This is a genomic window from Methylobacterium nodulans ORS 2060 (assembly GCF_000022085.1).
GTDB lineage: Bacteria > Pseudomonadota > Alphaproteobacteria > Rhizobiales > Beijerinckiaceae > Methylobacterium > Methylobacterium nodulans.
The window spans coordinates 447,676-473,786 of sequence record NC_011894.1 but is presented as its reverse complement, the minus strand read 5'-3'; the positions used below and the strand labels follow the sequence as shown (position 1 = coordinate 473,786).

19 protein-coding genes are annotated in these 26,111 nt (G+C 71.9%); 5 read left to right on the top strand and 14 right to left on the bottom strand.

Annotation, left to right across the window (positions count from 1 at the left end):
• Positions 1-277 precede the first annotated feature (277 nt).
• Genes MNOD_RS02060 through MNOD_RS02030 form a run of 7 tightly spaced genes read right to left on the bottom strand, consistent with a single transcriptional unit; the run spans position 278 to position 8,514 of the window.
• Positions 278-1,273 (bottom strand): SDR family oxidoreductase, encoded by a 996-nt coding sequence (locus tag MNOD_RS02060; protein WP_015927173.1) that lies wholly within the window; start codon positions 1,271-1,273, stop codon positions 278-280.
• Positions 1,270-2,160 (bottom strand): SMP-30/gluconolactonase/LRE family protein, encoded by an 891-nt coding sequence (locus MNOD_RS02055; RefSeq protein WP_015927172.1) that lies wholly within the window; start codon positions 2,158-2,160, stop codon positions 1,270-1,272. Before MNOD_RS02055 ends, MNOD_RS02060 begins: the two co-directional genes overlap by 4 nt.
• A 15-nt stretch (positions 2,161-2,175) precedes the next feature.
• Complete coding sequence (locus tag MNOD_RS02050) at positions 2,176-3,897, bottom strand: GMC family oxidoreductase (RefSeq protein ID WP_015927171.1); 1,722 nt, start codon at positions 3,895-3,897, stop codon at positions 2,176-2,178.
• Between the two features lie 7 nt (positions 3,898-3,904).
• Positions 3,905-4,579 carry a gluconate 2-dehydrogenase subunit 3 family protein gene (locus MNOD_RS02045; protein ID WP_015927170.1) on the bottom strand — a complete coding sequence of 225 codons (675 nt, stop codon included), beginning with the start codon at positions 4,577-4,579 and terminating at the stop codon, positions 3,905-3,907.
• A complete protein-coding gene (locus MNOD_RS02040; RefSeq protein WP_015927169.1) occupies positions 4,572-5,633 on the bottom strand; it encodes a hypothetical protein in 1,062 nt (353 codons plus the stop codon). Before MNOD_RS02040 ends, MNOD_RS02045 begins: the two co-directional genes overlap by 8 nt.
• Positions 5,623-6,717, bottom strand: a complete 1,095-nt coding sequence (locus MNOD_RS02035; protein WP_015927168.1) for an enolase C-terminal domain-like protein — start codon at positions 6,715-6,717, stop codon at positions 5,623-5,625. Before MNOD_RS02035 ends, MNOD_RS02040 begins: the two co-directional genes overlap by 11 nt.
• A 3-nt stretch (positions 6,718-6,720) precedes the next feature.
• Positions 6,721-8,514, bottom strand: coding sequence for a thiamine pyrophosphate-requiring protein (locus MNOD_RS02030; protein ID WP_015927167.1), 1,794 nt, complete (start codon positions 8,512-8,514; stop codon positions 6,721-6,723).
• Between the two features lie 275 nt (positions 8,515-8,789).
• Here MNOD_RS02030 and MNOD_RS02025 point away from each other — a divergent pair, with 275 nt between their 5' ends.
• Complete coding sequence (locus MNOD_RS02025; protein WP_244424759.1) at positions 8,790-9,497, top strand: Crp/Fnr family transcriptional regulator; 708 nt, start codon at positions 8,790-8,792, stop codon at positions 9,495-9,497.
• Between the two features lie 450 nt (positions 9,498-9,947).
• Here the strand turns inward: MNOD_RS02025 and MNOD_RS02020 are convergent, their stop codons facing one another.
• Complete coding sequence (locus tag MNOD_RS02020; protein ID WP_015927165.1) at positions 9,948-10,157, bottom strand: TOBE domain-containing protein; 210 nt, start codon at positions 10,155-10,157, stop codon at positions 9,948-9,950.
• Between the two features lie 188 nt (positions 10,158-10,345).
• On the opposite strand from MNOD_RS02020, the gene MNOD_RS02015 reads away from it, so the two are divergent.
• The 3 genes from MNOD_RS02015 to MNOD_RS02005 all read left to right on the top strand — a co-directional run bounded on the left by MNOD_RS02015 (position 10,346) and on the right by MNOD_RS02005 (position 14,934).
• Positions 10,346-12,226: a PHA/PHB synthase family protein gene (locus MNOD_RS02015; protein WP_015927164.1), complete on the top strand. Its 1,881-nt coding sequence runs from the start codon at positions 10,346-10,348 to the stop codon at positions 12,224-12,226.
• Between the two features lie 99 nt (positions 12,227-12,325).
• Positions 12,326-13,768, top strand: coding sequence for a bifunctional enoyl-CoA hydratase/phosphate acetyltransferase (locus MNOD_RS02010; RefSeq protein ID WP_015927162.1), 1,443 nt, complete (start codon positions 12,326-12,328; stop codon positions 13,766-13,768).
• Complete coding sequence (locus MNOD_RS02005) at positions 13,765-14,934, top strand: acetate/propionate family kinase (RefSeq protein WP_015927161.1); 1,170 nt, start codon at positions 13,765-13,767, stop codon at positions 14,932-14,934. Before MNOD_RS02010 ends, MNOD_RS02005 begins: the two co-directional genes overlap by 4 nt.
• A 432-nt stretch (positions 14,935-15,366) precedes the next feature.
• On the opposite strand, the gene MNOD_RS02000 is transcribed toward MNOD_RS02005, so the two are convergent.
• From MNOD_RS02000 to MNOD_RS01990, 3 genes are read right to left on the bottom strand one after another with little or no spacing between them, the layout of a single operon-like run.
• Positions 15,367-18,261: an NHLP bacteriocin export ABC transporter permease/ATPase subunit gene (locus MNOD_RS02000; RefSeq protein ID WP_015927160.1), complete on the bottom strand. Its 2,895-nt coding sequence runs from the start codon at positions 18,259-18,261 to the stop codon at positions 15,367-15,369.
• A complete protein-coding gene (locus MNOD_RS01995; RefSeq protein ID WP_015927159.1) occupies positions 18,258-20,435 on the bottom strand; it encodes an NHLP family bacteriocin export ABC transporter peptidase/permease/ATPase subunit in 2,178 nt (725 codons plus the stop codon). The genes MNOD_RS02000 and MNOD_RS01995 overlap by 4 nt, the downstream gene beginning before the upstream one ends.
• 6 nt (positions 20,436-20,441) lie before the next feature.
• Positions 20,442-21,710 (bottom strand): NHLP bacteriocin system secretion protein, encoded by a 1,269-nt coding sequence (locus MNOD_RS01990; protein WP_015927158.1) that lies wholly within the window; start codon positions 21,708-21,710, stop codon positions 20,442-20,444.
• On the opposite strand from MNOD_RS01990, the gene MNOD_RS01985 reads away from it, so the two are divergent.
• Complete coding sequence (locus MNOD_RS01985) at positions 21,709-22,473, top strand: hypothetical protein (protein WP_244424645.1); 765 nt, start codon at positions 21,709-21,711, stop codon at positions 22,471-22,473. The genes MNOD_RS01990 and MNOD_RS01985 overlap by 2 nt on opposite strands.
• A gap of 177 nt (positions 22,474-22,650) precedes the next feature.
• Here MNOD_RS01985 and MNOD_RS01980 read toward each other — a convergent pair whose 3' ends face one another.
• The 3 genes from MNOD_RS01980 to MNOD_RS01970 are packed head-to-tail and all read right to left on the bottom strand — an operon-like array spanning position 22,651 to position 26,110.
• The gene (locus MNOD_RS01980) at positions 22,651-24,303 is read right to left on the bottom strand and encodes an ABC transporter ATP-binding protein (protein ID WP_015927156.1); all 1,653 of its coding nucleotides are present in this window, start codon (positions 24,301-24,303) and stop codon (positions 22,651-22,653) included.
• Positions 24,300-25,172, bottom strand: coding sequence for an ABC transporter permease (locus MNOD_RS01975; RefSeq protein WP_015927155.1), 873 nt, complete (start codon positions 25,170-25,172; stop codon positions 24,300-24,302). The genes MNOD_RS01980 and MNOD_RS01975 overlap by 4 nt, the downstream gene beginning before the upstream one ends.
• Positions 25,169-26,110, bottom strand: coding sequence for an ABC transporter permease (locus MNOD_RS01970; protein ID WP_015927154.1), 942 nt, complete (start codon positions 26,108-26,110; stop codon positions 25,169-25,171). The genes MNOD_RS01975 and MNOD_RS01970 overlap by 4 nt, the downstream gene beginning before the upstream one ends.
• Between the last annotated feature and the right edge of the window lies 1 nt (position 26,111).

Below are 26,111 nucleotides of genomic sequence, written 5' to 3'. Positions count from 1 at the left end.
GACCGCATTGTCAGCGCCGTTGCCGGAATGTTGAGCCGCTTCGCGGCAAGTCCTCCTGCTGGATTCCGGATCTCCTTCCGCTGACGCTGCAGTCGTCCGGAAAAGGGGCCGCAAGAGAGGTTTGCGGTCTGGGGCGGAGGCAGAGCATCTCATCCGAAATCCGATTGATTGCTCGGCGATTGCTGTCGCAATCGCGCGGCAAGGCGGATTTCGGCTCCGCTCAATCGCCGCGCGGGCTTGGTGATCCAGTTTCCGAACCGATCGTCCGGAACCCGGATCACCGGGGCCATTGCCGGCGCGCCGCCAGGAGCGCGCCGCCGGCCAGCAGCCCGAGCGCCAGCCCGGCCTTCAGGGTGCTCGGCCGCGCCGCCACCACCCGGCCGTGCGCGCGGGCATCGAAGCGGCCATGGGCGCCCGGGGCGGTATCGACCGGCGCGAAGAGGTTGTCGGGGCGGCCCGGCACGGCCGGGGCATCCGTCATCTCGCCGCGATATCCCTGCCGGGCGAGGAAGCGGTCGATCAGGCCCGGGGCCGCCATGGTGCCGAGGATGGCCTTCCAGGCCGGCATGCCGATCCAGATCTCGCGGGGCGCCCTGCGGGCAGCGCGGACGACGTGCCGCGCGATGGCCTCGGGCTGGAAGATCGGCGGCACCGGTTGCAGCCGGCGCGGCAGGACGGAGCGCGCCCAGTCGAATTGCGGCGTGTTCACGGCCGGCAGCTGCACCATGGTGAGGCGGACCCGGCTGCCGTCGTGGAGAAGCTCGCTGCGCAGGGAATCGACGAAGCCGCGCACGGCGGCCTTGGCGGCGCAGTAGCTCGCCTGGAGCGGGATCGACCGGTAGGCGAGCGCCGAGCCGATGCACAGGATGGTGCCCCGGTCGGCCGGCACCATGTGCCGGAGGGCGGCGAGCGTCCCGTGCACCTGCCCCAGATAGGTGACGGCGGTGACCTGCCGGAACTCGTCCGGGTGCGTGCGCTGCACGGGGGCGTACATCGTCACCATGGCGTTGTTGACCCAGACGTCGATGCCGCCGAAGGCGGAGGCGGCCTCGTCGGCGGCCCGGAACACCGCCGCTGCATCGGCGACGTCCGCCTCGATCCCGAGCGCCCGCGCGCCCAGCCGCCGAAGCTCCGCGACCGTGGCGTCGAGGCCGCGCCGCCCCCGCGCCAGCACGGCGACATCGTAGCCCTGCCGGGCGAATTCCGCCGCGACGGCCCGCCCGACCCCCGCGGTCCCGCCCGTGACGATGGCCCTCGGCCTGCCTCCGGTCATGGGCGGGTCTCCCCGAAGAGGGGGCGCGGTTCTCCGCGCACGCCCGGCCGCAGCCGCAGCACGGCTCCGTCCTGCGGCGAGCCCGGCTCCCCGTGGGTGGCGCTGGTGACGAAGAGGGTCGCGAGGTCGCCGCCGCCGAAGGCCATCATGGTGGGATAGCGGACCGGCAGGGGCAGCCTGCGGTCGAGGCGGCCGTCCGGCGCGTAGCGGTGCAGGCAGCTCCCGCCGTGGATGGCGCTCCAGTAGAACCCCTCGGCGTCGACCGCGCCGCCATCCGGCACGCCGAGACCGGAGGGAACGGCCGCGAAGGGCTGCCGCAAGCCGAGCCGTCCGCGCGCCGCGTCGAAGGCGACCGCGTCGATGCGGCCGGCCCGGCTGTCGGCAAGGTAGAGGCGGCCTCCGTCGGGGCTCCAGGCGAAGCCGTTGGCGACGAAGGCCGTCTCGGCGTGGCGCACGAGGCCCCCGGCCAGGGTGAAGGCGTAGAGGTGGTCGGCTCTGGGCTCGGCCTTCACGCCGGGCAGCGGATCGAACATCGTGCCGAGCCACAGCCGTCCGGCCGGATCGCAATCGCCCTCGTTGAAGCGATGCGTGCGCGGGTCGAAGGGCGGACCGGCCAGCCGGTCGAGGTCGCCGCTCGCGAAGGCGAGCGCGAAGATCCCGGAGCGCAGGGCGACGATGGCGCCGGACCGGTCGGCGAGGAGCGCATAGCCGCCGATCTCCGCGGGCAGCGTCCAGCGCCTTGTGTCGCCCGTCTCCGGATCGGTGCGGAACAGGGCCGGGGCCTTGACGTCGATCCAGTAGAGCGCCGGCTCCCGCCCCGACCAGAAAGGCGCCTCGCCGATCACCGCCCGGGCCTGCACCAGGATGTCGATCCGTGCGGGCGTCATCGCGGCCTCCCGGTCTCAGGCTGATGAGGCGCGGGCCGCGCCGGAGAGGTCGCCCCGCGCGGCGAGCGCCGCGATCCGGTCGGCGGTGCGCAGGGCGATCGCCTGGATGGTGAGCGAGGGGTTCACGCCGCCGACCGTCGGGAAGACCGAGCCGTCGCAGATCCACAGATTCGGAATGTCCCAGGAGCGGCAATCGGCGTCGACCACGCTGGTGCGGGGATCGCTGCCCATGCGGGCCGTGCCGTTGAGGTGGCAGGTGTCGTTCTCCTGCTCCCAGATCTCGCCTCCGCCCGCGGCTTCGAGGGCGCGACGCATGAAGGCGAGGCTGTGCCGGTTCACGGCCTTGTCGTTGTCGCACCACGAATAGGTGATGCGGGGGATCGGCAGGCCGTACTGGTCGGTCTCGTCCGCCAGGGTCACGCGGTTGCGCTCCTGCGGCATGTACTCGGAGACGACCTTGAGACCGGCGACGTGGTTGTAGCGCTGCATCTCGGCGACGAGCGCCTCGCCCCACAGGCCGCGGCTGCCCGAGAGCGTGCGGCTCCACAGGACCGGGAGCGGCCCCTGGCTCATGTAGCAGTAGCCGCCGAAGAAGTCCTTGCCGCGATCCTCGTAGTTCCAGTGCTCGGTGAGGGCGAGCGAGGGCGGTCCCTTGTAGGAGCGGATCTCCTGCTGCATGACGCCCCAGACGGCCTGGTTGCCCTGCACGGTGAGATAGCGGCCGACGAGCCCCGAGGAATTGGCGAGCCCGTCCGGGAACTCGGCATTGGCGGACATTAGGAGCAGGCGCGGGGTCTCGATCGCGTATCCGGCCACCACCACGTTGCGGGCCTTCTGGAAACGCCAGCGCCCCTCACGGTGGTAGTGCAGGCCGGTGGCGCGCCCGGCGCTGGTCTCGATCCACCCGACCATGGCGAGGTCGCGGATCTCGGCTCCCGCCCGGAGCGCGCGGGGCAGCCAGGTCACCAGCACGCTCTGCTTGGCGTTGGTCGAGCAGCCGAGGGTGCAGAAGCCGCGATAGACGCAAGGGGGCGAGTCCCCGCGGGGCGCCGAGACGGTGGCGAGCGGCGTCGGCGCCCAGCCGATCCCGAGCGCCTCGGCCCCGCGCGCCAGCACCCGGGCGGCCGCGTTCAGCTCGTGCGCCCGGTAGGGGTAGCGCGGGCGTTTGGGCCCCCACGGATAGGTGACGGGCCCCGAGATCTTCAGGGCCTGCTCCACCTGCCCGTAATAATCCCACATCTCGCGCCAGTCGATCGGCCAGTCGGCGCCGTAGCCGAGCAGCGTCCGGGAGCGGAACCATTCGGGCCGGAAGCGTAAGGAAACCATGGCGAAGTGCACGGTCGAGCCGCCGACCGACCGGCCCGAGTTGTTCGAGCCCAGCTGCAGCGGGTTCTCGCCGTCGACCAAGCGCTCGTCGGTCCAGTAGAGCTTGGACTGATGGCTCTCGTCGGAGGCGAAATCCTCCAGCGGGCGCCAGTAGGGCCCGGCGTCGAACGCCACGACGGAGAAGCCCTCCTCGGCGAGGCGGCAGGCGAGGGTGCCGCCGCCGGCCCCCGTGCCGACGATGGCGAAGTCGACCTCCTCGTCGTCGCGGTGCTGGCGCATGGGCACCCATTCGCCGATCCGCATCACGTTCGGCGCCCGCCCGTCGCGGGCGCGGGGCACCCGCATCGGATCGTCGTCCGGGACGGCGAAGCGCGGGTTGTCGGCGGCGCCGCCGGTTCCGGGAAGCCTCATCGATGCCTCACATCCGCCCGACCCGGAGGTTGGCCTGCCGGGCCTCCTCCTCGCGGCCGGGCTTGGCCTCGGCCGCCTCCCAGGGGTCGCGCCGATCGAAATCCATCCGCACATAGCCGCGCGGGCTCGCCGGGCCGCCCCAGCCGATCTCGCTCCAGGCGGCCGGGTGCGCGTAGTAGGCGCGGACGCAATCGTCGACGAGCCGCTGGCCGAAGAACAGGTCGCAGGGCATGCCGCCCCAGGCCGCCTGGGCGAGCTCCCCCCGGGAGGCGGCGGCCAGCAGGGCGTCCTGGGCCGCTTCGTCGAGGAGGTGGAAGCGGAGGCCATGGGCGGCCAGGGCCTCCGCGTCGAGCGCCCGCAGGCCCCGGCGCCATGCCTCGTCCTCCGGCGGCATCCGCGCGTCCCGGTAGCCGTCCCGCTCGCCCCGGTGCAGGCGGTCGTCGATCAGGGCAGCCACCGGGATGCGGTCCGGCTCGCCGGGCGGCTGCGGGACGATGCGCGCGCAGATTGCCCGCAGGGTCTCGAATTCCGCATCGGTGAAGAAGCGGTGCGTCCCCGGCCCGATGGCGAGCCGCTCGTCGATGACGGCGCGGGTTTGGGCGTTCCAGGACGGCCCGTCGCGCTTCGCCAGCACGTCGTAGCCGGGATAGAGATCGCGCCGGACGGCCTTCGGCTCAGCCATGGTCGTGACGCTCCATGAGGTCGAGAGCGGCGAGCCCGGCGAGCGCGATGCCCGTGAAGGCGGGCGGGGCCGGCAGGGGAGGGCCGTCGAGGAGGTTCTGGCGCCAGTTGCGCCAGCCCCCCATGGCGCGGCTGACGCCGTAGGCATGGAGCGCGACCCCGCCGAGGCCGAGCGCCGCCGTCGCCCGCAGCCATGCGCGCGTGACGGGGCGCCGGCCGCGCGGGGACCAGGCCGCCCAGGCCATCAGGGCGCCCGCGAGGGGCGGGACCGTCACCGGGAGCAGCATCGCCGGGTTGTGGAAGGCGCCGCGGAAATGCAGCAGGCCCGCCTCGCCCACGGTGCCGGCGAGGCCGAAGGCGGTCCCGGCGGCGAGCAGCGGGCCGGCCGGGAGGCCGAGGAGGCGGGGATGGTCCGGATCCGCCGCGCGGACATGCTCCGCCGCGACCCCGAGCGCCCCCGCGAGCGTCAGCGCGAAGGGCGCCCCGATCGGCGCGGCATAGAAGAGGTTGTTCCAGGAATAGCCGCCCTCGCGCTTGCCGACGTTGTAGGCATGGAAGCCGAGCCCCGCGAGACCGGTGACGGCGGCGGCGGCCTGCACGGCGTGCCGCAGGCGCGAGGCCTCCCGCCCGGCCGGGCCGGCGCCGTGGAGCGAGCAGGCGAGGACCGCGCTCGACACCAGGACCGGCGTCACCATCGCCCGGTTGAAATACTGGCCGCGCTCGTGTTCGAGGCCGCTGTCGAGGAGCACCGAGGTCGCAAGCAGCGTCGAGGCCCGGTTGAGGCGCCGCGCCGCCTCGGCCGCAGCGCCGTCCGGCCGGCCCGGCGCCGGTTTGCGCGAGCGGCCGGCGGCGATCCAGGTCGCGGCGCCGATGCAGGCCGCCGCGCACGCGAGCGCCGCCACCGGATGCGCCGTCAGCCGGATCCGGGCCGAGACCGCGGGTCGGCCAAGTGCAGGTCGGCCAAGTGCGGGACGGACCGGTCCTGCGGGCCGGACCGGCGCGCCGGATCCCGCCCGCGGGCTCGGCGGATCCTCTGCGTCGATCTCAAACCGCATAGCGCTCCGCATCCTGCTGCCTGAAGGTCAGCCCGTGGCCGGGTCGGGTGAGGTCGGGCGCGATCTGCCCGTCGCGCGGCACCGGCGCCCCCTCGAACAGCATCGCCTCGATGCGCACGTGGTCGTGGAACCATTCGAGGTGGCGCAGGCGCGGGACGGCGCAGGCCGCGTGAAGATGCAGCGCCGGGGCGCAATGCCCCGACAAGTCGGTGTGATGGGCCGCGCAGAGCGTGCCGGCGGCGAGGAAGCCGGTGATCCCGCCGCAACGCGTGACATCCGCCTGCTGCACGTCGACCGCGCCCGCCGCCAGCAGGCGGCGGATATCGTCGAGGTCGTAGGCGTATTCTCCGGCCGCGACCTCGATGCCGGCCGGCACCCGCTCGCGCACGAAGCGCAGGCCCGCGATGTCGTCGCTCGACACCGGCTCCTCGAACCAGCGCACGCCGAAGTCGCGCGCGGTCTCCGCCATGGCGAGCGCGGCCCTCGGCGCGAAGGCCCCGTTCGCGTCGATGAACAGCTCCGCCGCGCCGATGGCCGAGCGCGCGAGGCGCATGCGCGCGGGATCGCGCTCCGGGAAGCTGCCGATCTTGATCTTCACGGCCCGGCAGCCGTCGCGCCCGACGAAGCCGGCGAGCTGCTCGGTGAGCTGTGCGTCCGAGTAGCTCGTGAAGCCGCCGCTGCCGTAGATCGGCACGGCCGGCCGCGCCGCCCCGAGGAGACGCACGAGCGGCAGGCCGAGGAGCCGCGCCTTCAGGTCCCACAGGGCGGCGTCGAGGGCCGAGATCGCGGTCGCGGCCATCCCGGCCCGGCCGATGTTGCGCACCTCGCGCCAGAGCCGGGCGGTCAGGGCCGGGACGTCGAAGGGATCGCCCCCATCGAGCAAGGGGCCGAGGGTGCCGGCGATGAGGCCGGCATCCCCCGCATGCGAGTAGGTGTAGCCGAGGCCCGTGCAGGATCCCGCGGTGATCGCCGTCACCACCAGGGTGGTGCGGCGCCACGCGAAGGTGCCGTCCGCCTCCGGCGCGTCGGTCGGGACCGCATAGGCCCGGGCGGAGACGGCGCTGATCGGGGCCTCGGGGCGCATGCCTCAGCCGCCCTCGCCGGGCAGGACGCGGGAGAGCACCTGCCGGGCCGTGTCGGCGAGGAGATGCCCTTCCTTGGGCTCCCCCTGCCAGAGCATCGCCATGAAATTCCGAGCCTGTTCCAGGGTGATGTGGGGCGGGAGCGGCGGGACCTCGGGGTCGGTCTTCACCTCCAGAACCACCGGAACGGGGCTCGCCAGCGCCTCGTCCCAGGCGGTGCCGACGCGCTCGGGATCATCCACGTAGAGGCCCTTCAGGCCGATCAGCTCGGCGAAGCGGTGATAGGGCACGTTCGGGATCACCTGGGTCGCCTCGTATTTCGGGTTCCCCGCCTGGACGCGCTGCTCCCAGGTCACCTGGTTCAGGTCCTCGTTGTTGAACACGCAGCAGATCCAGGTCTGGTTCGGCCAGAGATGCCGGTACTTCGCGACCGTGATCAGCTCGGCCATGTTGTTCATCTGCATGGCGCCGTCGCCCACGAGGGCGATCACCGGCCGGTCCGGGTGCGCGACCTTGGCGGCGATGGCGTAGGGCACGGCCGCCCCCATCGAGGCGAGGCCGCCCGAGAGCGAGCACATCATGTCCCGCCGGATCTTCAGGTCGCGGGCGAACCAGTTCGCGCAGGAGCCGGAATCCGAGGTGATGATGGCCCGGTCGGGCAGGCGCGGCGACAGCTCCCAGGTCACCCGCTGGGGATTGACCGGGTTCGCCTTCGCCATGGCGCGGTCGCCCGCCTCCTTCCACCATGCAGTGACGCCCTCCTCAATGCGGTTCCGCCATTCGCCGCCCGTGGGCTTCTGGTTCAGGAGCGGCAGCAGGGCGCGCAGGGTCTCTTCGGAATCGCCGACGAGCGGCACCTCCATCGGGTAGCGCAGCGAGAGCATCTCGGCCTTGAGGTCGATTTGCACGCCGCGGGCCTGGCCCGGCTTCGGCAGGAACTCCGCATAGGGGAAGCCGGAACCGATCATCAGGAGCGTGTCGCACTCCGTCATCAGGTCCCAGCTCGGCTTGGTGCCGAGGAGCCCGATCGAGCCCGTCACCCAGGGCAGGTCGTCGGGCAGGGCCGCCTTGCCGAGGAGCGCCTTGGCGGCGCCGGCCTGGAGCCGCTCGGCCACCGCGATCACCTCGTCTGCGGCGTGCAGCGCGCCGGCCCCCACCAGGATCGCCACCCGCTCGCCCGCATTCAGCACCGCGGCGGCCTGCTTCAGGTCGGCATCCTTGGGCAGCACGCGCGGATCGCTGTAGCCGACGCCCGATTGCAGGGTGCCGTGCTTGCGCGGCGGATCCTCGTAGGGAGCGTCCTGCAGGTCGTTCGGCAGCACGAGGGCGGTGACCTGACGGCCCGCCCTGGCGATGCGCACCGCCCGGTCGACGAGGTGGCGCACCTGCGCCGGGGCGCTCGCCTGCTGCACGAAGGCGCCGGCCACGTCCTTGAAGGCGCTCGTGAGGTCGAGTTCCTGCTGGTAATGGCCGCCGAGCGCGTTGCGGGCCTGCTGGCCCACGATGGCGAGCACCGGCATATGGTCGAGGCGGGCGTCGTAGAGGCCGGTGATCAGGTGGGTCGCCCCCGGCCCGGAGGTCGCGAGGCAGACGCCGAGCTCGCCCGTGAACTTGGCGTAGGCGCAGGCCATGAAGGCCGCCATCTCCTCGTGCCGCACCTGGATGAACGCAAAGGGCGGGTCGTGGCGCTGCATCGCCCCGAGCAGCCCGTTGATGCCGTCGCCCGGGTACCCGAAGATCGTCCTCACACCCCAGTCGGAGAGGCGCTGACAGACGAAATCACCGACCGTTTCAGCCATCGAACATCACCTGTCGTGTGGAGAGCACCAAGGGTGTAACGTGAGAGATCGGGTTCGGATCGCGGTTCCGACGGAGTTCGCGGGCGGCGACGGCCAAGCCCAGGGAAGAGCGGCGACTCCGGCGCTCTCTCAACGGGTGTGGGTCGGGCGCAGGTTCCTGAGCGAGGGTTGCCTTTGCGGCAAAGCCGGTACGGTAGCGGACGAAGTGAAGCACGGCCCCGCCCTCGGCCTGCCGGGCCGAGCGGTCGCGGGGATGACGGGTGGTTGCGTGCCGAGTGAACTCCTTGCCTCCTCCCCGTAATCTCCTGCTGGCGTCCTTGAGCCCGGAGGACTGGTCGGCGGTGGCGCCCCGCCTGGAGCGCGTGACGCTGCGCCCCAGGCAGATCCTCGAAGAGCCCCGGACCGAGATCCGCGCCGTCTACTTCATCGAGCGGGGCTTCGCGGCCGTGCAGGTTCGGACCCAGGCCGACGGCACCCACGGCGTCGGCTTGGTCGGACGTTTCGGCATGACGGGGTTGTCCCTGCTGCTGGGCACCCGCCGGGCGCCGTTCCGCATCAGCGTCCAGGTCGCGGGCGAGGCATTCCGCCTCGATGCCGCGGAGGCCGCCGCCCTGTTCGCGGAGAATACCGCCCTGCGCCGTCTGGGGCTCGCCTACATCCAGGCGGTCATGGTGCAGGGCGCTCAGCTGAGCCTGTGCAATGCGCGCCATTCCATGAAGCACCGCGTGCGGCGCTGGCTGCTCCTCGCCCAGGACTGGCTGGGGGAGCCGGAAATCGCCGTCAGCCACCAGCTCATCGCGGGCCTGCTCGGCGTCAGGCGGGCGAGCGTGAGCGAGCAGATCGAACGTCTGGAGCAGGCCGGGATCGTGCGCCAGCAGCGGGCCTCCATCACGGTGCTCTGCCGCGAGGCCCTGGAGCAGGACAGCTGCGAATGCCATGCGCTCATCAGCGCGGAATACCGGCGGCTCTTCACCCGCAGGTGAGCCCGCCGTGGGATCGGCCGCGCAGCGCCGTGATCATGGGCGGCCGGAGCCGCGCCCCGGGCGCATCATCCGACATCCGGATGTTTGCTTCGCCAGGCAGATTTTCGCTTCGGTCCGTCGCCGCGCGGGCTTGATGATCCGATTTGCGATCGGAGCGTTCGCAGACCGGATCACGGTTTCTCTGCCCCTGTCCCGGATCTCCTTCCGCTGACGCTGCAGTCGTGCTGGCCCGAACGGGCCCGGAAAGAGGGAGCGGACATCCTCGCCTGGGCTGACGCAAATCGAACCTGACATGCATGGAGGCCGCCACGCTCCTCAGCATGAGGGCCGGTGGGTTGCTACAGGCGGGAGCGCTCGTTCAGCCGGTTGCATCTGCCAAGGTCAGCGCGGCCGGCGGCGAACTCATCCGGCAGCCGGTTGCCTGCTCCGCCATTCGGATTCCGGCTTCGCTCAGTCGACCGCAACCATCACGTCCGACGCCTTCACGACCGCATAGGCCTCCGCGCCGACCGCCAGCTTCAGGCTGTCGACGGATTCGTTGGTGATCGAGGCGGTGACCACCTGACCGGGCGCGATCTCGATTTTCACATGCGCCGTGGTGGCGCCCTTCTCGACCGACACCACCTTGCCCTTGAGCAGATTGCGCGCGCTGATCTTCATGGCTTCTCATCTTTCCGTCCAGCCGGGCGATCGGCCCCGATCACGCCGAGCGCATGTGAAACGGCGGATCGATCCGCCCGCAGCAGGTCGGACGACTCTGCCGTACCCGCCCGGCCCGGGCCATGATCTGGATCATGGGGCGGCTCCGCTTGCTCGGCTAGGGTCCTGGCGAGAGCTGGAGACCAACCATGCCCGCCACCTCCATCCAGATGCATCCCCCCGATCACGTATGGCCGGTCCAGGCCGCGACCCGGCCGAAGCCGCTCGCGCCCACCAATGACCGCAGGGCCGATCCGGCGCCCACCAATGACCGCAGGGCTGATCCGGCGCTCACGGATGCCGACCGCGAACTCCTGATGACGAGCGAGGCCATCGACCTCGCCCTTCACGCGGCGGCGGCGCGCCTCACGGGCGGGCTCTCGCCGGCGGCCCTCGCCAATGCCTGGCTCGACTGGGGCGTCCACTTGGCCTTCTCGCCGGGCAAGCAGACCGAGCTCCTGGTCAAGGCGGCCCGCAAGAGCAGCCGCCTCTCGCATTTCCTGCTCCGGACCCTGATGCCGCCGGGGCGGGCCGAGCCCTGCATCGCACCGCTGCCTCAGGACCACCGCTTCGATGATCCGGCCTGGCAGGCATGGCCCTTCAACCTCGTCTACCAGTCCTTCCTGCTCAACCAGCAATGGTGGCACAACGCCACCACGGGCGTGCGCGGCGTGTCGCGGGCGCACGAGAACCTCGTTGCCTTCACGGCGCGCCAGATGCTCGACGGCGTCTCCCCGTCGAACAATCCGATCACCAACCCGGTGGTGCTGAGCGAGACCCTGCGCAGCGGCGGCGCCAACCTCGTGCAGGGCGCACTCAACGCCATGGAGGATGCGCGGCGGGCGCTCGCGGGATCGAAGCCCGTCGGCGCCGAGGGCTTCGCGGTCGGACGCGAGGTCGCCGTCACGCCGGGCCGGGTCGTCTACCGCAACAGCCTGATCGAGCTGATCCAGTACGCGCCGACCACACAGGCGGTCCGGCCCGAGCCGATCCTGATCGTGCCGGCCTGGATCATGAAATACTACATCCTCGATCTCTCGCCGCAGAACTCGCTCGTCCGCCACCTCGTCGGGCAGGGTTTTTCGGTGTTCATGATCTCCTGGCGCAATCCGGGTCCGGAGGACCGAAATATCTCGTTCGACGATTACCGGCGCCTCGGCATCATGGCGGCGCTCGACGCGATCGCGGCGATCGTTCCGGACCGGCCGGTGCATGCAGCGGGCTACTGCCTCGGCGGCACGCTGCTCTCGATCGCCGCCGCCGCCATGGCGCGCGACGGCGACGCGCGGCTCGCCTCGCTCACCCTCTTCGCCGCGCAGGTCGACTTCACCGAGGCCGGCGAACTCACCCTGTTCATCAACGAGAGCGAGATCAGCTTCCTCGAGAGCCTGATGCAGAGCGACGGGACCCTCGACGCGAAGCAGATGGCCGGCGCCTTCCAGCTGCTGCGCTCGAACGACCTGATCTGGTCGCGCATGGTGAACAGCTATCTCCTCGGCCGGCGCGAGGCGATGACCGACCTGATGGCCTGGAACGCCGACGCGACCCGGATGCCGGCACGGATGCATGCCGAGTACCTGCGCAGCCTCTTCCACGACAACGATCTCGCGGAGGGCCGTTTCGCGGTCGGCGGCCGGCCGGTGGCGCTCACCGACATCCGTGCGCCGGTCTTCGCGGTCGGCACCGAGCGCGACCACGTCGCGCCCTGGCACTCGGTGTTCAAGCTCATCCTGCTTTCCGATACCGAAGTGACCTTCCTGCTCGCGAGCGGCGGCCACAATGCCGGGATCGTGTCCGAGCCCGGCCGTCCCCACCGCCATTTCCGCGTGCACACGCATCGCGCCACCGACCGCTACCTCGACCCGGAGACCTGGCTGCAGGCCGCCCGGCTCGAACAGGGATCCTGGTGGCCGGAATGGACTGCGTGGCTCGCCGCGCGCTCCGGGCCGCCTGGCCCCCCGCCGCGGATGGGGGCGTCTGGCAGCCAGGATCTGGGCCCGGCGCCCGGTACCTACGTGCGGGAGGGCTAATCCATGGCATCTCCGATCGCGGAGCGCGGCGGCCCGGCCGCCCGCCTCGGCGCCCGCATCGTCCCCATCCTAGAAAGCGGCTTGCACGCGGTGGCCTGAATGGAACCCCTCCAGTACATCGAGAACCGCACCCTGGCGGAGATCCGGGTCGGCGACACGGCGAGCCTCACCCGGACGCTGAAGCCGCAGGACATCAGCCTGTTCGCGGTCGTCTCCGGCGAGGTGAACCCGGCCCATCTCGACAAGGACTACGCCGAGGCCGATCGCTTCCATGGCGTCATCGCGCATGGGCTGTGGGGCGGCTCGCTGATCTCGGCCGTGCTCGGCACCGAGCTGCCGGGGCCGGGCACGATCTATCTCGGCCAGTCGCTGCGCTTCCTGCGGCCGGTGCGGGTCGGCGACGCCATCACGGCGCGCGTCACCGTGCGCGAGAAGGATGCGGCCCGCGCGCGGCTCATCCTCGACTGCACCTGCCTCAACGCGCAGGGCGAGGCGGTCATCACCGGCGAGGCCGAGGTGCTCGCCCCGACCGAGAAGGTGCGCCGCCCCCGCGTCCTCCTGCCGGAGGTCCACCTGCACGAGCGGGGCGCGCAGTGGCGGCGCCTGATCGCGGCGGCGCAGGGGCTCGCCCCGATCCGCACGGCCGTGGTGCATCCATGCGATGCGGTCTCGCTCCGGGGCGCTCTCGCGGGGGCCCAAGCTGGCCTCATCGCTCCGGTGCTGGTCGGGCCGCGGGGCAAGATCGCGGCGGCGGCCGAGGCTGCCGGCCTCTCCCTCGACGGGCTGGAGATCGTCGATGCACCCCACAGCCACGCCGCCGCAGAGCGGGCGGTGGCGCTGGCCCGGGCCGGAACCGTGGCGGCCCTGATGAAGGGGGCGCTCCATACCGACGAGATCCTGGCAGCGGCCGTGCGCAAGGAGACGGGCCTGCGCACCGAGCGGCGCATGAGCCACGTCTACGCCCTCGACGTGCCGCACTACCCCAAGCCGCTCTTCATCACGGATGCGGCGGTCAACATCGCGCCGACGCTCGAAGAGAAGCGCGACATCGTGCAGAACGCCATCGATCTGTGCCGGGCGCTCGGCCTCGCGCAGCCGAAGGCGGCGATCCTCTCGGCGGTGGAGACGGTGTCGATGAAGCTCGGCTCCACCCTCGATGCGGCGGCGCTCTGCAAGATGGCCGAGCGCGGCCAGATCACCGGCGGGATCGTCGACGGGCCGCTCGCCTTCGACAACGCCGTCTCGCGGGAGGCCGCCGCCACGAAGGGGCTCGCCTCGGCGGTGGCGGGGGATGCCGACATCCTGGTGGCGCCCGATCTCGTCTCCGGCAACATGCTGGCCAAGCAGTTGATCCATCTCGCGGGGGCGGATGCGGCCGGGTTGATCCTCGGGGCGCGGGTGCCGATCATCCTGACGAGCCGATCCGACAGTGCCGAGGTGCGCGAGGCCTCCTGTGCGCTCGCCCAGCTCTTCGTGCACCGGGCCGGTGCCGCCGCGGCGCCGGCAGGAGCCGCCGCGGGTCCCGTAGGAGCCGCCGTATGAGCGATGCGATCCTGGCGATCAATGCGGGCTCGTCGAGCCTGAAATTCGCCCTCTACGCGGCCGGCTCGCTGGCGCTGCTGTGCCGGGGCGGCGTCTCCGGTCTCGGCGGCCCGGTCGCCGTGGAGGCGTCGGGTCCGGTGCCGCTCGCGACCGGGGCCCCACCGCCGGCGGGCAGCAACCACGCGACCGCCATCGCGTGGCTCCTCGATGCGGTCCGGCGCATGCCGGACCTCGTCCTGCGGGCGGCGGGACACCGGGTCGTGCATGGCGGGCGGGACTACGCCGCCCCCGTCCTGATCGACGGCGCGGTCCTCGATGCGCTCGAGCGGCTCGTGCCCCTCGCCCCGGCGCATCAGCCCCACAACCTCGCGGCCATCCGGGCGGTGGCGGCGGCCTGGCCGAACCTGCCGCAGGTCGCCTGCTTCGACACGGCCTTCCACCGCACGCAGCCGCGGTTGGCGCAGCTCTTCCCGATCCCGCGGGCGCTCACCGACGCGGGCATCCTCCGCTACGGCTTCCATGGACTCTCCTACCAGCATGTCGCCGAGACGCTGCCGGAGGTCGCGGGCGAGCGGGCGGAGGGCCGCGTGATCGTGGCCCATCTCGGGCACGGGGCCAGCCTCTGCGCCATGCGGGCGCGGCGGAGCATCGCCTCCACGATGGGCTTCACGGCCCTCGACGGGCTGATGATGGGCACCCGCTCCGGTGCCGTCGATCCGGGGCTGGTGCTTCACCTCATCCGCGAGCGCGGCCTGGATCCGGCCGCGGTGGCCGACCTCCTCAACAACCGCTCCGGCCTCCTCGGCGTCTCCGAACTCAGCGACGACGTGCGGGTGCTCCAGGAATCCGGCGACCCGCGGGCCGCGGAAGCGCTCGACCTCTTCGCCTACCGGGCGGTGCGCGAGGCCGGCTCTCTCATGGCGGCGCTCGGCGGCCTCGACCTCATCGTTTTCACGGCCGGCATCGGCGAGCACGCGCCGCGGGTCCGGGCCGCGATCGCCGCCGGCCTGTCCTTCGCGGGGGTGGAGCTCGACGAGGAGCGCAACGCGGCCGGGCGAGGCCGCATCAGCCGCGACGGATCCCCGGTGGCAGTCTATGTCGTGCCGGCGAACGAGGAACTGCCGATCGCGCGGGCCGCCGCGCGGCTGGTCCTGGGCGCCGGTTAGGAAGCCCTCGGAGAGCCGGATTCCGGCTCTCCGGCCGCGCACGGCCAGTCGCGCCTCTCCCGGCCCGCGGTGGCCGATATGGAAGATGCGGTTTCCGGACGGTCGGTTCGCAGACAGGATCGCCGCGCCTTTTCCCGGACGACCACAGCGCCAGCGGAAGGAGATCCGGGACCCAGCACGGTGAGTTGCCGCGAAGCGGCGCCGGTTGCCTCCACCGTGGCCGACAAGCGGGCGCTGCGCGACTTCTCGGCTTAAGTCCCGGGTCGCATTCCGCTTTCGCTGCATGCGCCCGGGATAGGGGGGAGCGGACATCCTCGCCTGGGCTGACGCGGTCTCGATCGACAACGCACCAGCTTGGGGTGCGCCGATCCCTATGGCTCATCCTGAGGCTTCATCCGTCAGGCCGGGAGCATTTCGGTCCCGTCCTTCGCCCTACAAGAGCTGCCGCTGCGCGAACTCGGCGAACAGGCCGGGCGCCGCGATGAGTTCGTCGAACGTGCCGGTCTGGACGATGCGCCCCTCGGCGAGCACGACGATGCGGTCGGCCTCCCGCACGGTGCTCAGCCGGTGCGCGATGACGAGGCGGGTCACGTTGAGGGCCCCGAGGGACGCGCTCACCACCGCCTGCGACCGGTTGTCGAGGGCGCTCGTCGCCTCGTCGAGCAGCAGGATCCGGGGCCGGCGGGCGATTGCGCGCGCGATCAGCACGCGCTGCCGCTGGCCTCCCGACAGGGTGTTCACCCCCTCGGCCACGACGGTCTGCAGGCCCATCGGCATCGCCCGGATGTCGGCTTCGAGCCCCGCCAGCCGGGCGGCCTCCCAGGCCTGATCCAGCGGCAGGGGGACACCCCCGCAGATGTTCTCGTACAGGCTGCCGGTGGCGAGCCGCCCGTTCTGCAGCACGACCCCGAGCTGGCGGCGCAATGCGCTGACGTCGAGGGTGTCGAGCGCCTTCCCGTCATAGAAGACCGCGCCGGATTCCGGCGTCTCGAAGCCGAGGAGCAGGCGGAACAGCGAGGACTTGCCGCTCCCCGAGGGCCCCACGATCGCCACGTATTCGCCGGGCGCGATGCGCAAGGAGACGGTGTCGAGGACGGGCGGCCCGAAGGGGGCGTACCGGAAGGTGACGCGCGAGAGCTCGATCGCGCCCGCCAGCTCCCCCGGCGGCTTGCGGTCGTCCGCGATCTCCGCCTCCGCGGCGACGAGCGGGCGCATGCGGGTGACGTGCGGGATCGCCACCAGGGCCTCGCTGATCCCCGAGGCCCACAGGCCGATCCCCGCCATGGTCTGGCCGAAGGCGGCGAAGAAGGCGAGGAAGGCGCCGAGATTCTGCGTCAGCGTGCTGCCCAGCGCCGAGGCTGCGGCGAAGATCGCCAGGGTGGCGAAGGTCGGGAAGGCGGTCTCGACGACGGCGAGCCCGTTGCCGATCCGCTGGGCGGCCAGGAAGTGACCCTTCTGCGTGGCGAAGAGCTGCGACCAGACCGCGAGCGCCCGGACGCCCGCATGCGCGACCCGCAGCTTGCCGATCCCTGCAAAGAGCTGGAGCACGAAGCCCGCCACCCGGCCCTGGCCGTCGAAATGCCGGCTCTCGTGATAGAGGCGCAGCGCACTCGCCGCCAGGATGAGGAGGCCCCGCAGGAGGGCGAGCGCCACCGCGATGAGCGCGAGCGTCACGTCGTAGACCAGCATCAGCCCGATGCTGAACCAGCAGAAGACGCCCGCGAGCAGGCTGCGCAGGGTCCGCCCCGTGAGCAGGCGCCGCACCGCGTCGATCCCCATCGCCCGGTCGACGAGGTCGCCGACCGTGTAGTCGCGAAAAAGCCCGGCGCGCAGCCGCAGCAGGCGGTCGATCATGGCGGCCTGGAGCGTCCAGTCGATCAGGCCTTCGAGGCGCAGCACGGCGAGCCCCTCCAGCGCCTGCACGGCGGCGGCGGCGATCGCCGTCACGGCGAGCGCGATGGCGCAGACCGTGAGCTGGTCGAGCTCGCTGCGGGGAATGGCGGAATTGACGAGAGCCTGGGTGATGAGCGGCGAGACGAGGGCGAGGAGGCCCAGCACCACGGCCGGCAGGACGATGCCCGCGATGGTGCCGCGCGCGCGCCGCAGCGCGAAGGCGAGGAGGTCGCGCAGGGTGAGGGCCCGGGCGGGCAGGGTCGGATAGAAGCTCGCCGCCTCGACGGCGAGTTCCGCAGCGAGGGCCGCATCGACGCGCCGCCGCGTCCCCGCGGCCGGATTCGTCATCACGTAGCCCCGGCGGTCGCGGACCAGCGCCACCGGATCGCCTGCCTCGCCGTGCCATCCGAGCAGCGGCCCGACATCCTCGCGCCACCACGTGCCACGCAGCAGGGTGCGGCGCACGCGCAGCCGCGACGCGCGGGCGATCTCGACCACGGCGACGAAGTCCTGCGCAGTCCTGCGGCGGCCGGGCGGGCGCACGATCGGAGCGGGGATCGTCTCGGCCAGGATGGTGCAGGCGGACAGAAGCGGATCGTCCGGATCGACGGAGGGGCGGCTTTGCTCGGGGCGGCGCGCCACGATTCCGCTCAAGCGCCCGAACAGCTCGGCCGAGCGCACCGCGTCGAGCTCGGACCGGCGGGCGAGGCGTTGCGCCTCGCGGGCCTCCTCGCCCGTTGCGGCCTCGTGCAGGGCGGCGACCGCGCAATGGTGGAAGCAGTCGAGCGCCTCCCAGAGCCGGTCATCCTCCGGGCCTGCGCTCGCGGCAAGGCGGCATCCGTCGGGGCCGGCCTCGATCCACAGGCCCGCGGCGAGGGGCAGGGGCAGGCCGCCGGGACCGAGGGCCGGCTCGCGACCGAGGAGGCGCCCGGTTCCGGCCTCGACCGCGACCCAGCGCAGCGCGCGGGCCGGCCCGCGCCGCCGCTCGCCTGGCTCCAGCGCCTCGGCCCCGCCTTCCGCCTCGCGGATGTCCCAGCTCGGATGCGACCCGGCGATCACGCCGGCAAGACGCGCGATCCAGGCCTCGACGAGGTCCCGGCGCGCCCAGGCTTCGCGCGCGACGATGCGAGCCTCGGTGCCGGGCGTGCCCACGGCGATGATTTCGAGGCGCTCGCCCCCCTCTCCGGCCGCCTCGGGGATAGGCGGGATGAGGCCGCCGCTCTCGATCCGCAGGAGGTGACGGCGCGGGCCGGCCACGCCCCCTGCCGCGTGCCGGACGGCGAAGAGGTCGGCATGGCCTAAGACGACCTGCAGCAGCCTGTCCGCGCGGCCGAGCCGCACCGGATGCCGGCCATCGAGGATGACCTGCGGGGGGGGCAGCGCCTCCTCCACCAGGGCGAGCCCGCCCGGCTGCCGCGTCCGCGCCTCGGTCATTGCTGGGCCACCAGATGGGCGTAGGCGCCCGCGCGGGCGATGAGCTGCTCGTGCGTCCCCCGCTCGACGATCCGGCCCTGCTCCAGCACGATGATCTCGTCGCAATCCCGGATCGTGCTCAGGCGGTGGGCGATGATGATGCAGGTGCAGCCCCGCCGCCGCAGGTTGTCGTCGATGGCCTTCTCGGTCACCGGGTCGAGGGCGGCGGTCGCCTCGTCGAGCACGATCACCGACGGGTTCGCGACGAGGGCACGGGCGATCTCGATGCGCTGACGCTGGCCGCCGCTGAAATTGGTGCCGCCCTCCACCACCCGGCAATCGTAGTTGCCCGGCCGCGTCGCGATCTCCCCGTGGATCGCCGCGTCCTTGAGGGCGAGGGACAGGTCGGGCTCCGCCACGGTGGGATCCCACAGGGTGAGATTGTCCCGCGCCGTGCCCTCGAACAGGACGACGTCCTGGTCGACATAGGCCACCGAATTCGCGAAGACCTCCGGCGGGATGGCATCGAGCCGGCGGCCGTCGATCCGCACCTCGCCCGACCAGGGCTTGAGCAGGCCGCAGATCAGGCGCCCGAGGGTGGATTTCCCGCTGCCCGACAGGCCGACCAGGGCAAGCCGGGTGCCGGGCTCGATGGTGATCGAGAGATCCGCAAGCAGCGGCGGCTCCAGGATCGCGTAGCCGAAGGAGACGTCCCGCAGCTCCACGCGGCCGACGAGCTTGGGCGGCAGCGGCTCGGATTCCGGCTCCGGTGCCGGGTGGTCCACCGGATAGTTGTAGACGTCCTCCAGCCGCTCCAGACCGCCCTTGATGGTCTGGATGCTGCCGATCTGGTTGACGAGCGCGGTGATCGGCTCGGAGAAGCTCGCCATCAGGGACTGGAAGGCCACGAGGCCGCCGAGGGTCAACGAGCCCTCGATCACCCTCAGGCCGCCGATGCCGAGGATCGCCGCGAGGGTCAGCCCGGAGATGAGGGTCGGGACCGCCTCGAGCAGGGTCGAGGCCGCGCCGAGTTCCTGCTCGGCGTTGAGGGCCTTGGCCTGGATCCCCGCCCACTGGGCGAAGGCCTCGTCCTCCAGGCCGCTCGCCTTGAGGGTCTCGATGGTGCGCACCGCGCTGATCGTGCTGCCGAGGAGCTTGCCGCGTTCGAGGGCGAGGCTGCGGCTCAGATCCTCTCGGCGCCCCGCGATCAGCCGCAGCGCCAGGACGTTGAGGAGCGAGAGGGTCACGCCGATCGCGGCAAGCAGCCCGTCGTAGACCGCCATGGCGGCGGCGAAGAACACCAGCGAGGTGAGGCTGAGCGCGTTGCTCACCACGCCGCCCGAGAGCAGGCGGGCGATCTCTTCGTTGGTGGCGACCCGGTTGGCGATGTCGCCCGCGTGGCGCTGGGCGAAGAACTCCATCGGCAGTGCCAGGACGTGCCACAGGAATCGGCTCGTCATCACCACCGCGAGCTTGGTCTGCAGCCGCAGGGTCAGCGAGAGCTGCAGCGCCGTCACGCCGGCCCGGAACAGGGCGGTGAGCCCCATGCCGATGAGGAGCGGCACGAGCCAGCCCTTCGAGTTCTGGATCAGCACCTCGTCGACGAAGACCTTGGTGAAGCCCGGGATGAGGATGCCAGGAACGATCAGCGCAAGGCTCACGCCGACCACGAGGCCGACGGCTGCGCGCGAGAAGCGCAGCTCCCGCAGCAGCAGCAGCAGGCCCTGCGGCTTGCGTCCGAGCCTGCGGAACTCGTCCGTCGGCTCCATCGCCAGGGCGACGCCCGTGAAGGCGAGGTCGAGCTCCGTCATGGTGATGCGGCGGCGGCCCATGGCCGGGTCGTTGATGAAGGCGTGATCCCCCCGGATGCCTTCGAGGACCACGAAGTGGTTGAAGTTCCAATGCAGGATGCACGGCATCGGCAGCTCGTGCAGGGTCGCGGGCTCTTTGCGAAAACCCTTGGCGGCGAGGCCGAAGCGCCGCGCCGCCTTGACGATGTTGCTGGCCTTGCTGCCGTCGCGGGAGACCCCGCAGGCGATCCGCAGCTGTTCGAGCGGCACCCAGGCCCCGTGATGGGCGAGGACCATGGCGAGGGCCGCCGCTCCACACTCGACGGCCTCCATCTGCAGCACGGTCGGGGTCGCCTTGACGGACGCCCGGGCGCCGAGGCTGCGGAGGAGGCCGGCGAGGCGCATGGGAGGCTACCCGGCGAGGCCGGTCAGGCGCTTGAGCATCGGCACCACGAGATCGAGGGGGCGCTGCTCGCGGGTGGTGATCTCGGCCTTGGTGAGCGTGCCGCTGGTGAGCCGCAGGTCCGGCCCCTTGCCGACCGCCCAGCGGTAGCCGCTCGCTGTGCCCGGATCCGGCTGGAGGCGCACGAGAGCGGCGTAGGGCGCCCCCTCCTGCGAGAAGCGGGTGACTAGGCTGTCGTTGTGCAGCACCGCGGCCATGCCCTGTGGCGTGATCGGGAAGTCGGAGATCGACACCACCGTCCCGACGAGGGTTCCGAACTCCTCCCGCTTGACCGTGCTCGGCTCGAGGCGGGTCTCCATGCCGGGCTTCACGGCCTTGCCCTTGTCGGCCGGGATGTAGATCACGGCCTCCAGCGCCTTGCCCTCGGTCTCGACCGCGATCACCGGCGTGCCGACGGAGAGGACCGAGCCCGGCGAGACCTTGATCTCGAGGACGCGTCCCTCGATCGGGCTCGTCACCTGCGTGTTGCGCCCGAGTTCGCCGGCAAGCTGCTCCATCTGGCGGCGCGCCTCGTTGAGGCGGAACTCCGAATCTTGGATGTCGCGCTCGCGCTGGGTTTCGAGGTCGGCCTTCTGCGAGCGCAGCTTGAGCACCTCGTTCTGGGCGTCCTGGCGGCGCTGGCGCGCGTCGGTGAGCTCGCGCCGCCGGTCCTCGACGATCCGGCGGGTGGTGATGCCCTTGGAGAGCAGCATCTCCAGGTTCTTCACCTCGCCGGCCAGATAGTCGATGCGCTGCTCCGTGGCCTGGACGATCTGGGTGAAGGCCTCCTCCAGCTTGGCGAAGTTGCGTGCCTTGGCGGCGAGCTCGCTCTCGGTCTTGGCCTTGAGCGTGGTGTGCTCGCGCTCACGCTCGCGGTGGACCTCCACGGCGTTGCGGTAGCGCTGCTCGATCTCGGTCTGGGCGATGCGGGCGACCGTCTGGCCCTGTGCGACGCGGTCGCCGACCGCGACCTCGATCGTCGCGAGGCGGCCTGCCGTGGCCGAGACCGCATCGACCACTCGCCCGCCCACGCTCACGAGAATGCCCTCGCCCGCCGCGCGGGTCGGGATACGCCCGACGACGCTCCAGGTCAGGGCCGTCGTGAGCAGAAGGGCGATGACCGCGCCCAGGATCCAGTCGGCGGGCTTGGTGATGCGGACAAGATGATCGAGCTGTTCGGGCGACGAGGCACGTTCCAGCGAAATCGCCCGGAAGGTCCGCTGCGGGGATGGACTCATGACGTCTCGCCCGGACCGCACCTCGTTCGGCCATCGACAGATCCCGCGCGGTTCCGACGCCGGCGCGGTGCCGGACCCCGTCGTGTCGATTGGCACAGCCGGGCTTGAGTGTAGTAGGATTTCGCCGCATGACCAGCGGAAACCTTGCCCGGATCCGGCCGGACTGACGCTCACGAGAGGACGGGGGCCTGCGATGCGGACGGGATCTGGTGCGCACCCCCCTGTCGAGGGCGCTCGCGGCCGGCGCACCTCGCGCGTGCCGCACGGGCTCCGATTCGTCCGGCACCGGTCCGCGATCCTGATCGCACTGGCGCTGCTGACGGTTCCGCCCGGCTCCGCGCCGGCCCGGGTGCTCAGCGACGGCGATCTCGCGAGCGTCGCGCGGATCAAGCCGCTCTTCGTCGACGTGCTGAACGACGTGTCGCAATCCGCGCAGCGCGCGGACCTCTCGGGCGCCGACAGCGACTGCCTCCGCTCCACCCTGCGCGCCCTGCTGCAGATCTCCGAGGAGCTGAAGGGCTACGAGTCGCTGATCACCATCGAGGGCGAGCTCGTCGATTTCGGCGACGACGCGACGCTCAAGAGCGTGCTGCGCTTTGCCGTGGAGAACGCGCTCAAGATTCTCGACATCGAGCGGCGGCGCCTCGGCGAACTCTCGGACCAATGTGCCCGCTATCCGCTCTCCGCGGCCAAGACGCGTCAGGCTCTGCAATTTATCGACAGCACGCAGGCCATCCTGAGGGCGGTGCAGCCGCGGCTCTAAAATATACGGGCTCTGCGGGCGAGATGGAGGACGCGCGGGGAACCCCTCTCCCGTGCGGGAGAGGGGATCCCACGGTTCCCGCGCCCTCTTGTCTCCGAACAGATCAACCGGAAACCGGATCACTCGGCCGGCTGCGAAAGCGGCGACGAATGCCTCCGTGGCCCTCCTTGAGGCGGCCTATTGCGGCGGCGCCGCGTTCGCGGCGCGCGGGCCCGCCTCTGGCCGAAGGGCGCTCGCGCCCGGCGCGGCGGCGAAGAGCGCCTTCGTGTAGTCGTGGCGCGGATCGGAAAAGAGCGCGGCGGTCTCGCCCTCCTCGACCACGCGGCCGTTCAGCATGACGATCAGGTGGTCGCAGAGGCGCGCAGCCACGCGCAGGTCGTGGGTGATGAACAGGATCGCGAGGTTCAGCCGCTCGCGCACCTCCTCCAAGAGGTCGAGCACCTGGGCCTGCACCGAGACGTCCAGTGCCGAGACCGCCTCGTCGGCAATGAGCAGGTCCGGCTCCATGGCGAGCGCCCGCGCGATGGCGATGCGCTGGCGCTGTCCGCCCGAGAATTCGTGCGGGAAGCGGTCGAGTGCGTCGGCATCGAGCCCGACGAGGCCGATCAGCCGGCGGGCGCGGGCCAGGGCCTCGTCGCGCGCCATGCCGTAGTTGCGCGGCCCCTCGGTGATCGATTGGCCGACCGTGCGCCGCGGGTTCAGCGAGCGGTAGGGATCCTGGAAGATCACCTGCACGCGCCGCCGGTAGGGATGCAGGGCCCGGTCCGACAGCCGGGCGATATCGGTGCCGTCGAGGCGGATCTCCCCGGAGCTGGGATCGACGAAGCGGGCGATGCAGCGGGCGAGCGTCGACTTGCCGGAGCCGGATTCGCCCACGATCCCGAGCGTCTCCCCGGGCTTCAGCGCGAGGCTGACCCCGTCGAGGGCGCGCACATGGCGCCCCGCCCGCGAGAACAGGCTGCCGCCATAGGTCTTCTCCAGGTCGCGGACGGTGAGAACGGGCGCCTGGGCGGCGGGGCGCTGGCGCGGCGGGGGCGGCGTCGCGGAGGGCACCGCGGCGATCAGCATGCGGGTATAGGGATCCTGCGGGTGATGCAGCACCTCGCGGGCCGGCCCCGCCTCGACGAGGCGCCCGCCCTGCATCACGGCGACCCGGTCGGCGATCTCCGCCACCACCCCGAAATCGTGGGTGATGAACAGGATCCCGGCCTCGCGCCGCGCCTGCAGCTCGCGCAGGAGGCGCAGGATCTGGGCCTGGGTCGTCACGTCGAGGGCGGTCGTCGGCTCGTCCGCGATGATCAGCGCCGGATCGTTGGCGAGCGCCATGGCGATCATCACCCGCTGGCGCTGCCCGCCCGAGAGCTGGTGCGGATAGGCGCCGGCCATCCGCTCGGGATCGGGCAGGTGCACGTCGCGCATGAGCGCGATCACCCGCGCCCGGCGCTCGGCCGCCCCGAGCCGGTCGGCATGGGCCTCCAGGATCTCGTCGATCTGCGCCCCCACGGTCAGCACCGGGTTCAGCGCCGTCATCGGCTCCTGGAACACCATCGCCATCCGGCCGCCGCGCAGGCCCCGCAGGCGGGCGGGCGTGGCCTTCAGCACGTCCTCGCCCTGCAGCAGGATCTCCCCCCGCGATGGTTTCAGGACGGGCGGCAGCAGGCCCATCACCGCATGGGCCGTGACCGACTTGCCTGAGCCCGACTCGCCGACGACGCAGAGGATCTCGCCCGGGGCGACCGCGAGCGAGACGCCCTCGACCGCGTAGGCCCGGTCGGCGCGCAGCGGCAGCGGGATGGCCAGATCCCGGATCTCCAGCACGGGCGCGGTCATCGGACGCCTCCGAGACGGCGGGCGAGGCGCGGGTCGAGGGCGTCGCGCAGGCCGTCGCCCAGGATGTTGACCGCGAGCACCGTCGCGGCGACGCAGAGGCCCGGGAACAGGATCACCCAGGGGGCGAGCTGGAAGGCCTGGCGCCCCTCCGCCATGATGTTGCCCCAGCTCGGCACCTCGGTGGGGATGCCGGCCCCGAGGAAGCTCAGGATCGCCTCCGTGAGGATCGCCGAGGCGCAGACATAGGTGCCCTGGACGATCAGCGGCGCGACGGTGTTCGGGAGGACGTGGCGCAGGAGCAGGAGCGGCAGCCGGGTGCCGGCCCCGATCGCCGCCTCGACATAGGGCTCCTCCCGCACGGTGAGCACCACGCCGCGCACCAGCCGCGCGACGCGGGGGATCTCCGGGATGGTGATGGCGACGATCACCGTGCCGATCCCTGCGCCCGACAGGGTGACGAGCGCGATGGCGAGCAGGATCGACGGGATCGCCATGACGCCGTCCATCACCCGCATCACCACGGCGTCGAGCCAGCGGATGTAGCCGGCGACGAGCCCGATCGCGAGGCCCGCCGCCACCGCGATCGCCGCCACCGCGCCCCCGATGGCGAGGGAGACCCGCGCTCCGTAGACGACCCGGCTGTAGACGTCGCGCCCGAAGGCGTCGGTGCCGAGCCAGGCGGCGGCGGAGGGCGGGCGCAGGCGCAGGCGGGGGCGGAGCTGGATCGGGTCGACCGTGCCGAGCCAGGGGGCGGCGAGGGCCGCCACCAGCACCAGGAGGAGCACCGCGAGGCCGAACAGCACGCCCGGATGGCGCAGGGCCGGCGGGAGGCGGCGGGGGCGGGGGGCTGCCGCGATCGACGCGCTCAATAGCGGATCCTCGGGTCGAAGAAGAGGTAGGTGAGGTCGATTGCGAGGTTGATCAGCACGTAGAACCCCGAGAAGAGCAGGATCACGCCCTGGATCACCGGGTAGTCGCGGGCGAGCACCGCATCGACGGTGAGGCGTCCGAGCCCCGGCAGGTTGAACACGCTCTCGGTGACGACGACCCCGCTGATCAGGAGCGCGATGCCAAGGCCGATCACCGAGATCACCGGGACGGCGGCGTTGCGCAGCGCATGGCGGGTGAGCACCCGGCGCTCGCGCAGCCCCTTGGCCCGCGCGGTGCGGATATAGTCCTCCCCCAGCACCTCCAGCACGCTCGCCCGCGTCGTGCGCGCGATGAGGGCGATGTAGATCACCGAGAGGGTCAGCGTCGGCAGGATGAGCCGCTCGATGAAGGGGCCGAACCCCTCGCGGATGCTGACATAGCCTTGCACCGGCAGAAGCCCGAGCTTGAGGGCGGCGCCGAAGATCCAGAGATAGCCCAGAACGAAGACCGGCACCGAGAAGCCGAGCACCGAGAAGGCCATCACCGCCCGGTCGATCCACGTGCCGTGGCGCCATGCGGCCACCACCCCGAGCGGCACCGCCACCAGAACCGCGAACAGGATCGTGGTCGTGGCGAGCGCGAGCGTGGGCTCGATGCGCTCGCCGATCAGCCGCGTCACCGGCTGGTTCGAGATGATCGAGGTGCCAAGATCCCCATGCAGGAGGCGCCAGAGCCAGGAGACGAATTGCTGCAGCATCGGCTCGTCGAGGCCGAGCCGGGCCCGGATCGCGGCGATCTGCTCCGGGGTCGCCGCGTCGCCCGCGAGGATCGCCGCGGGATCCCCGGGGGCGAGCCGCAGCAACCCGAACACCACCACCGCCACCACGCCCATCACCGGGAGGGTGGCGACGAGCCGTCCGGCGACGAAGCGGAGCATC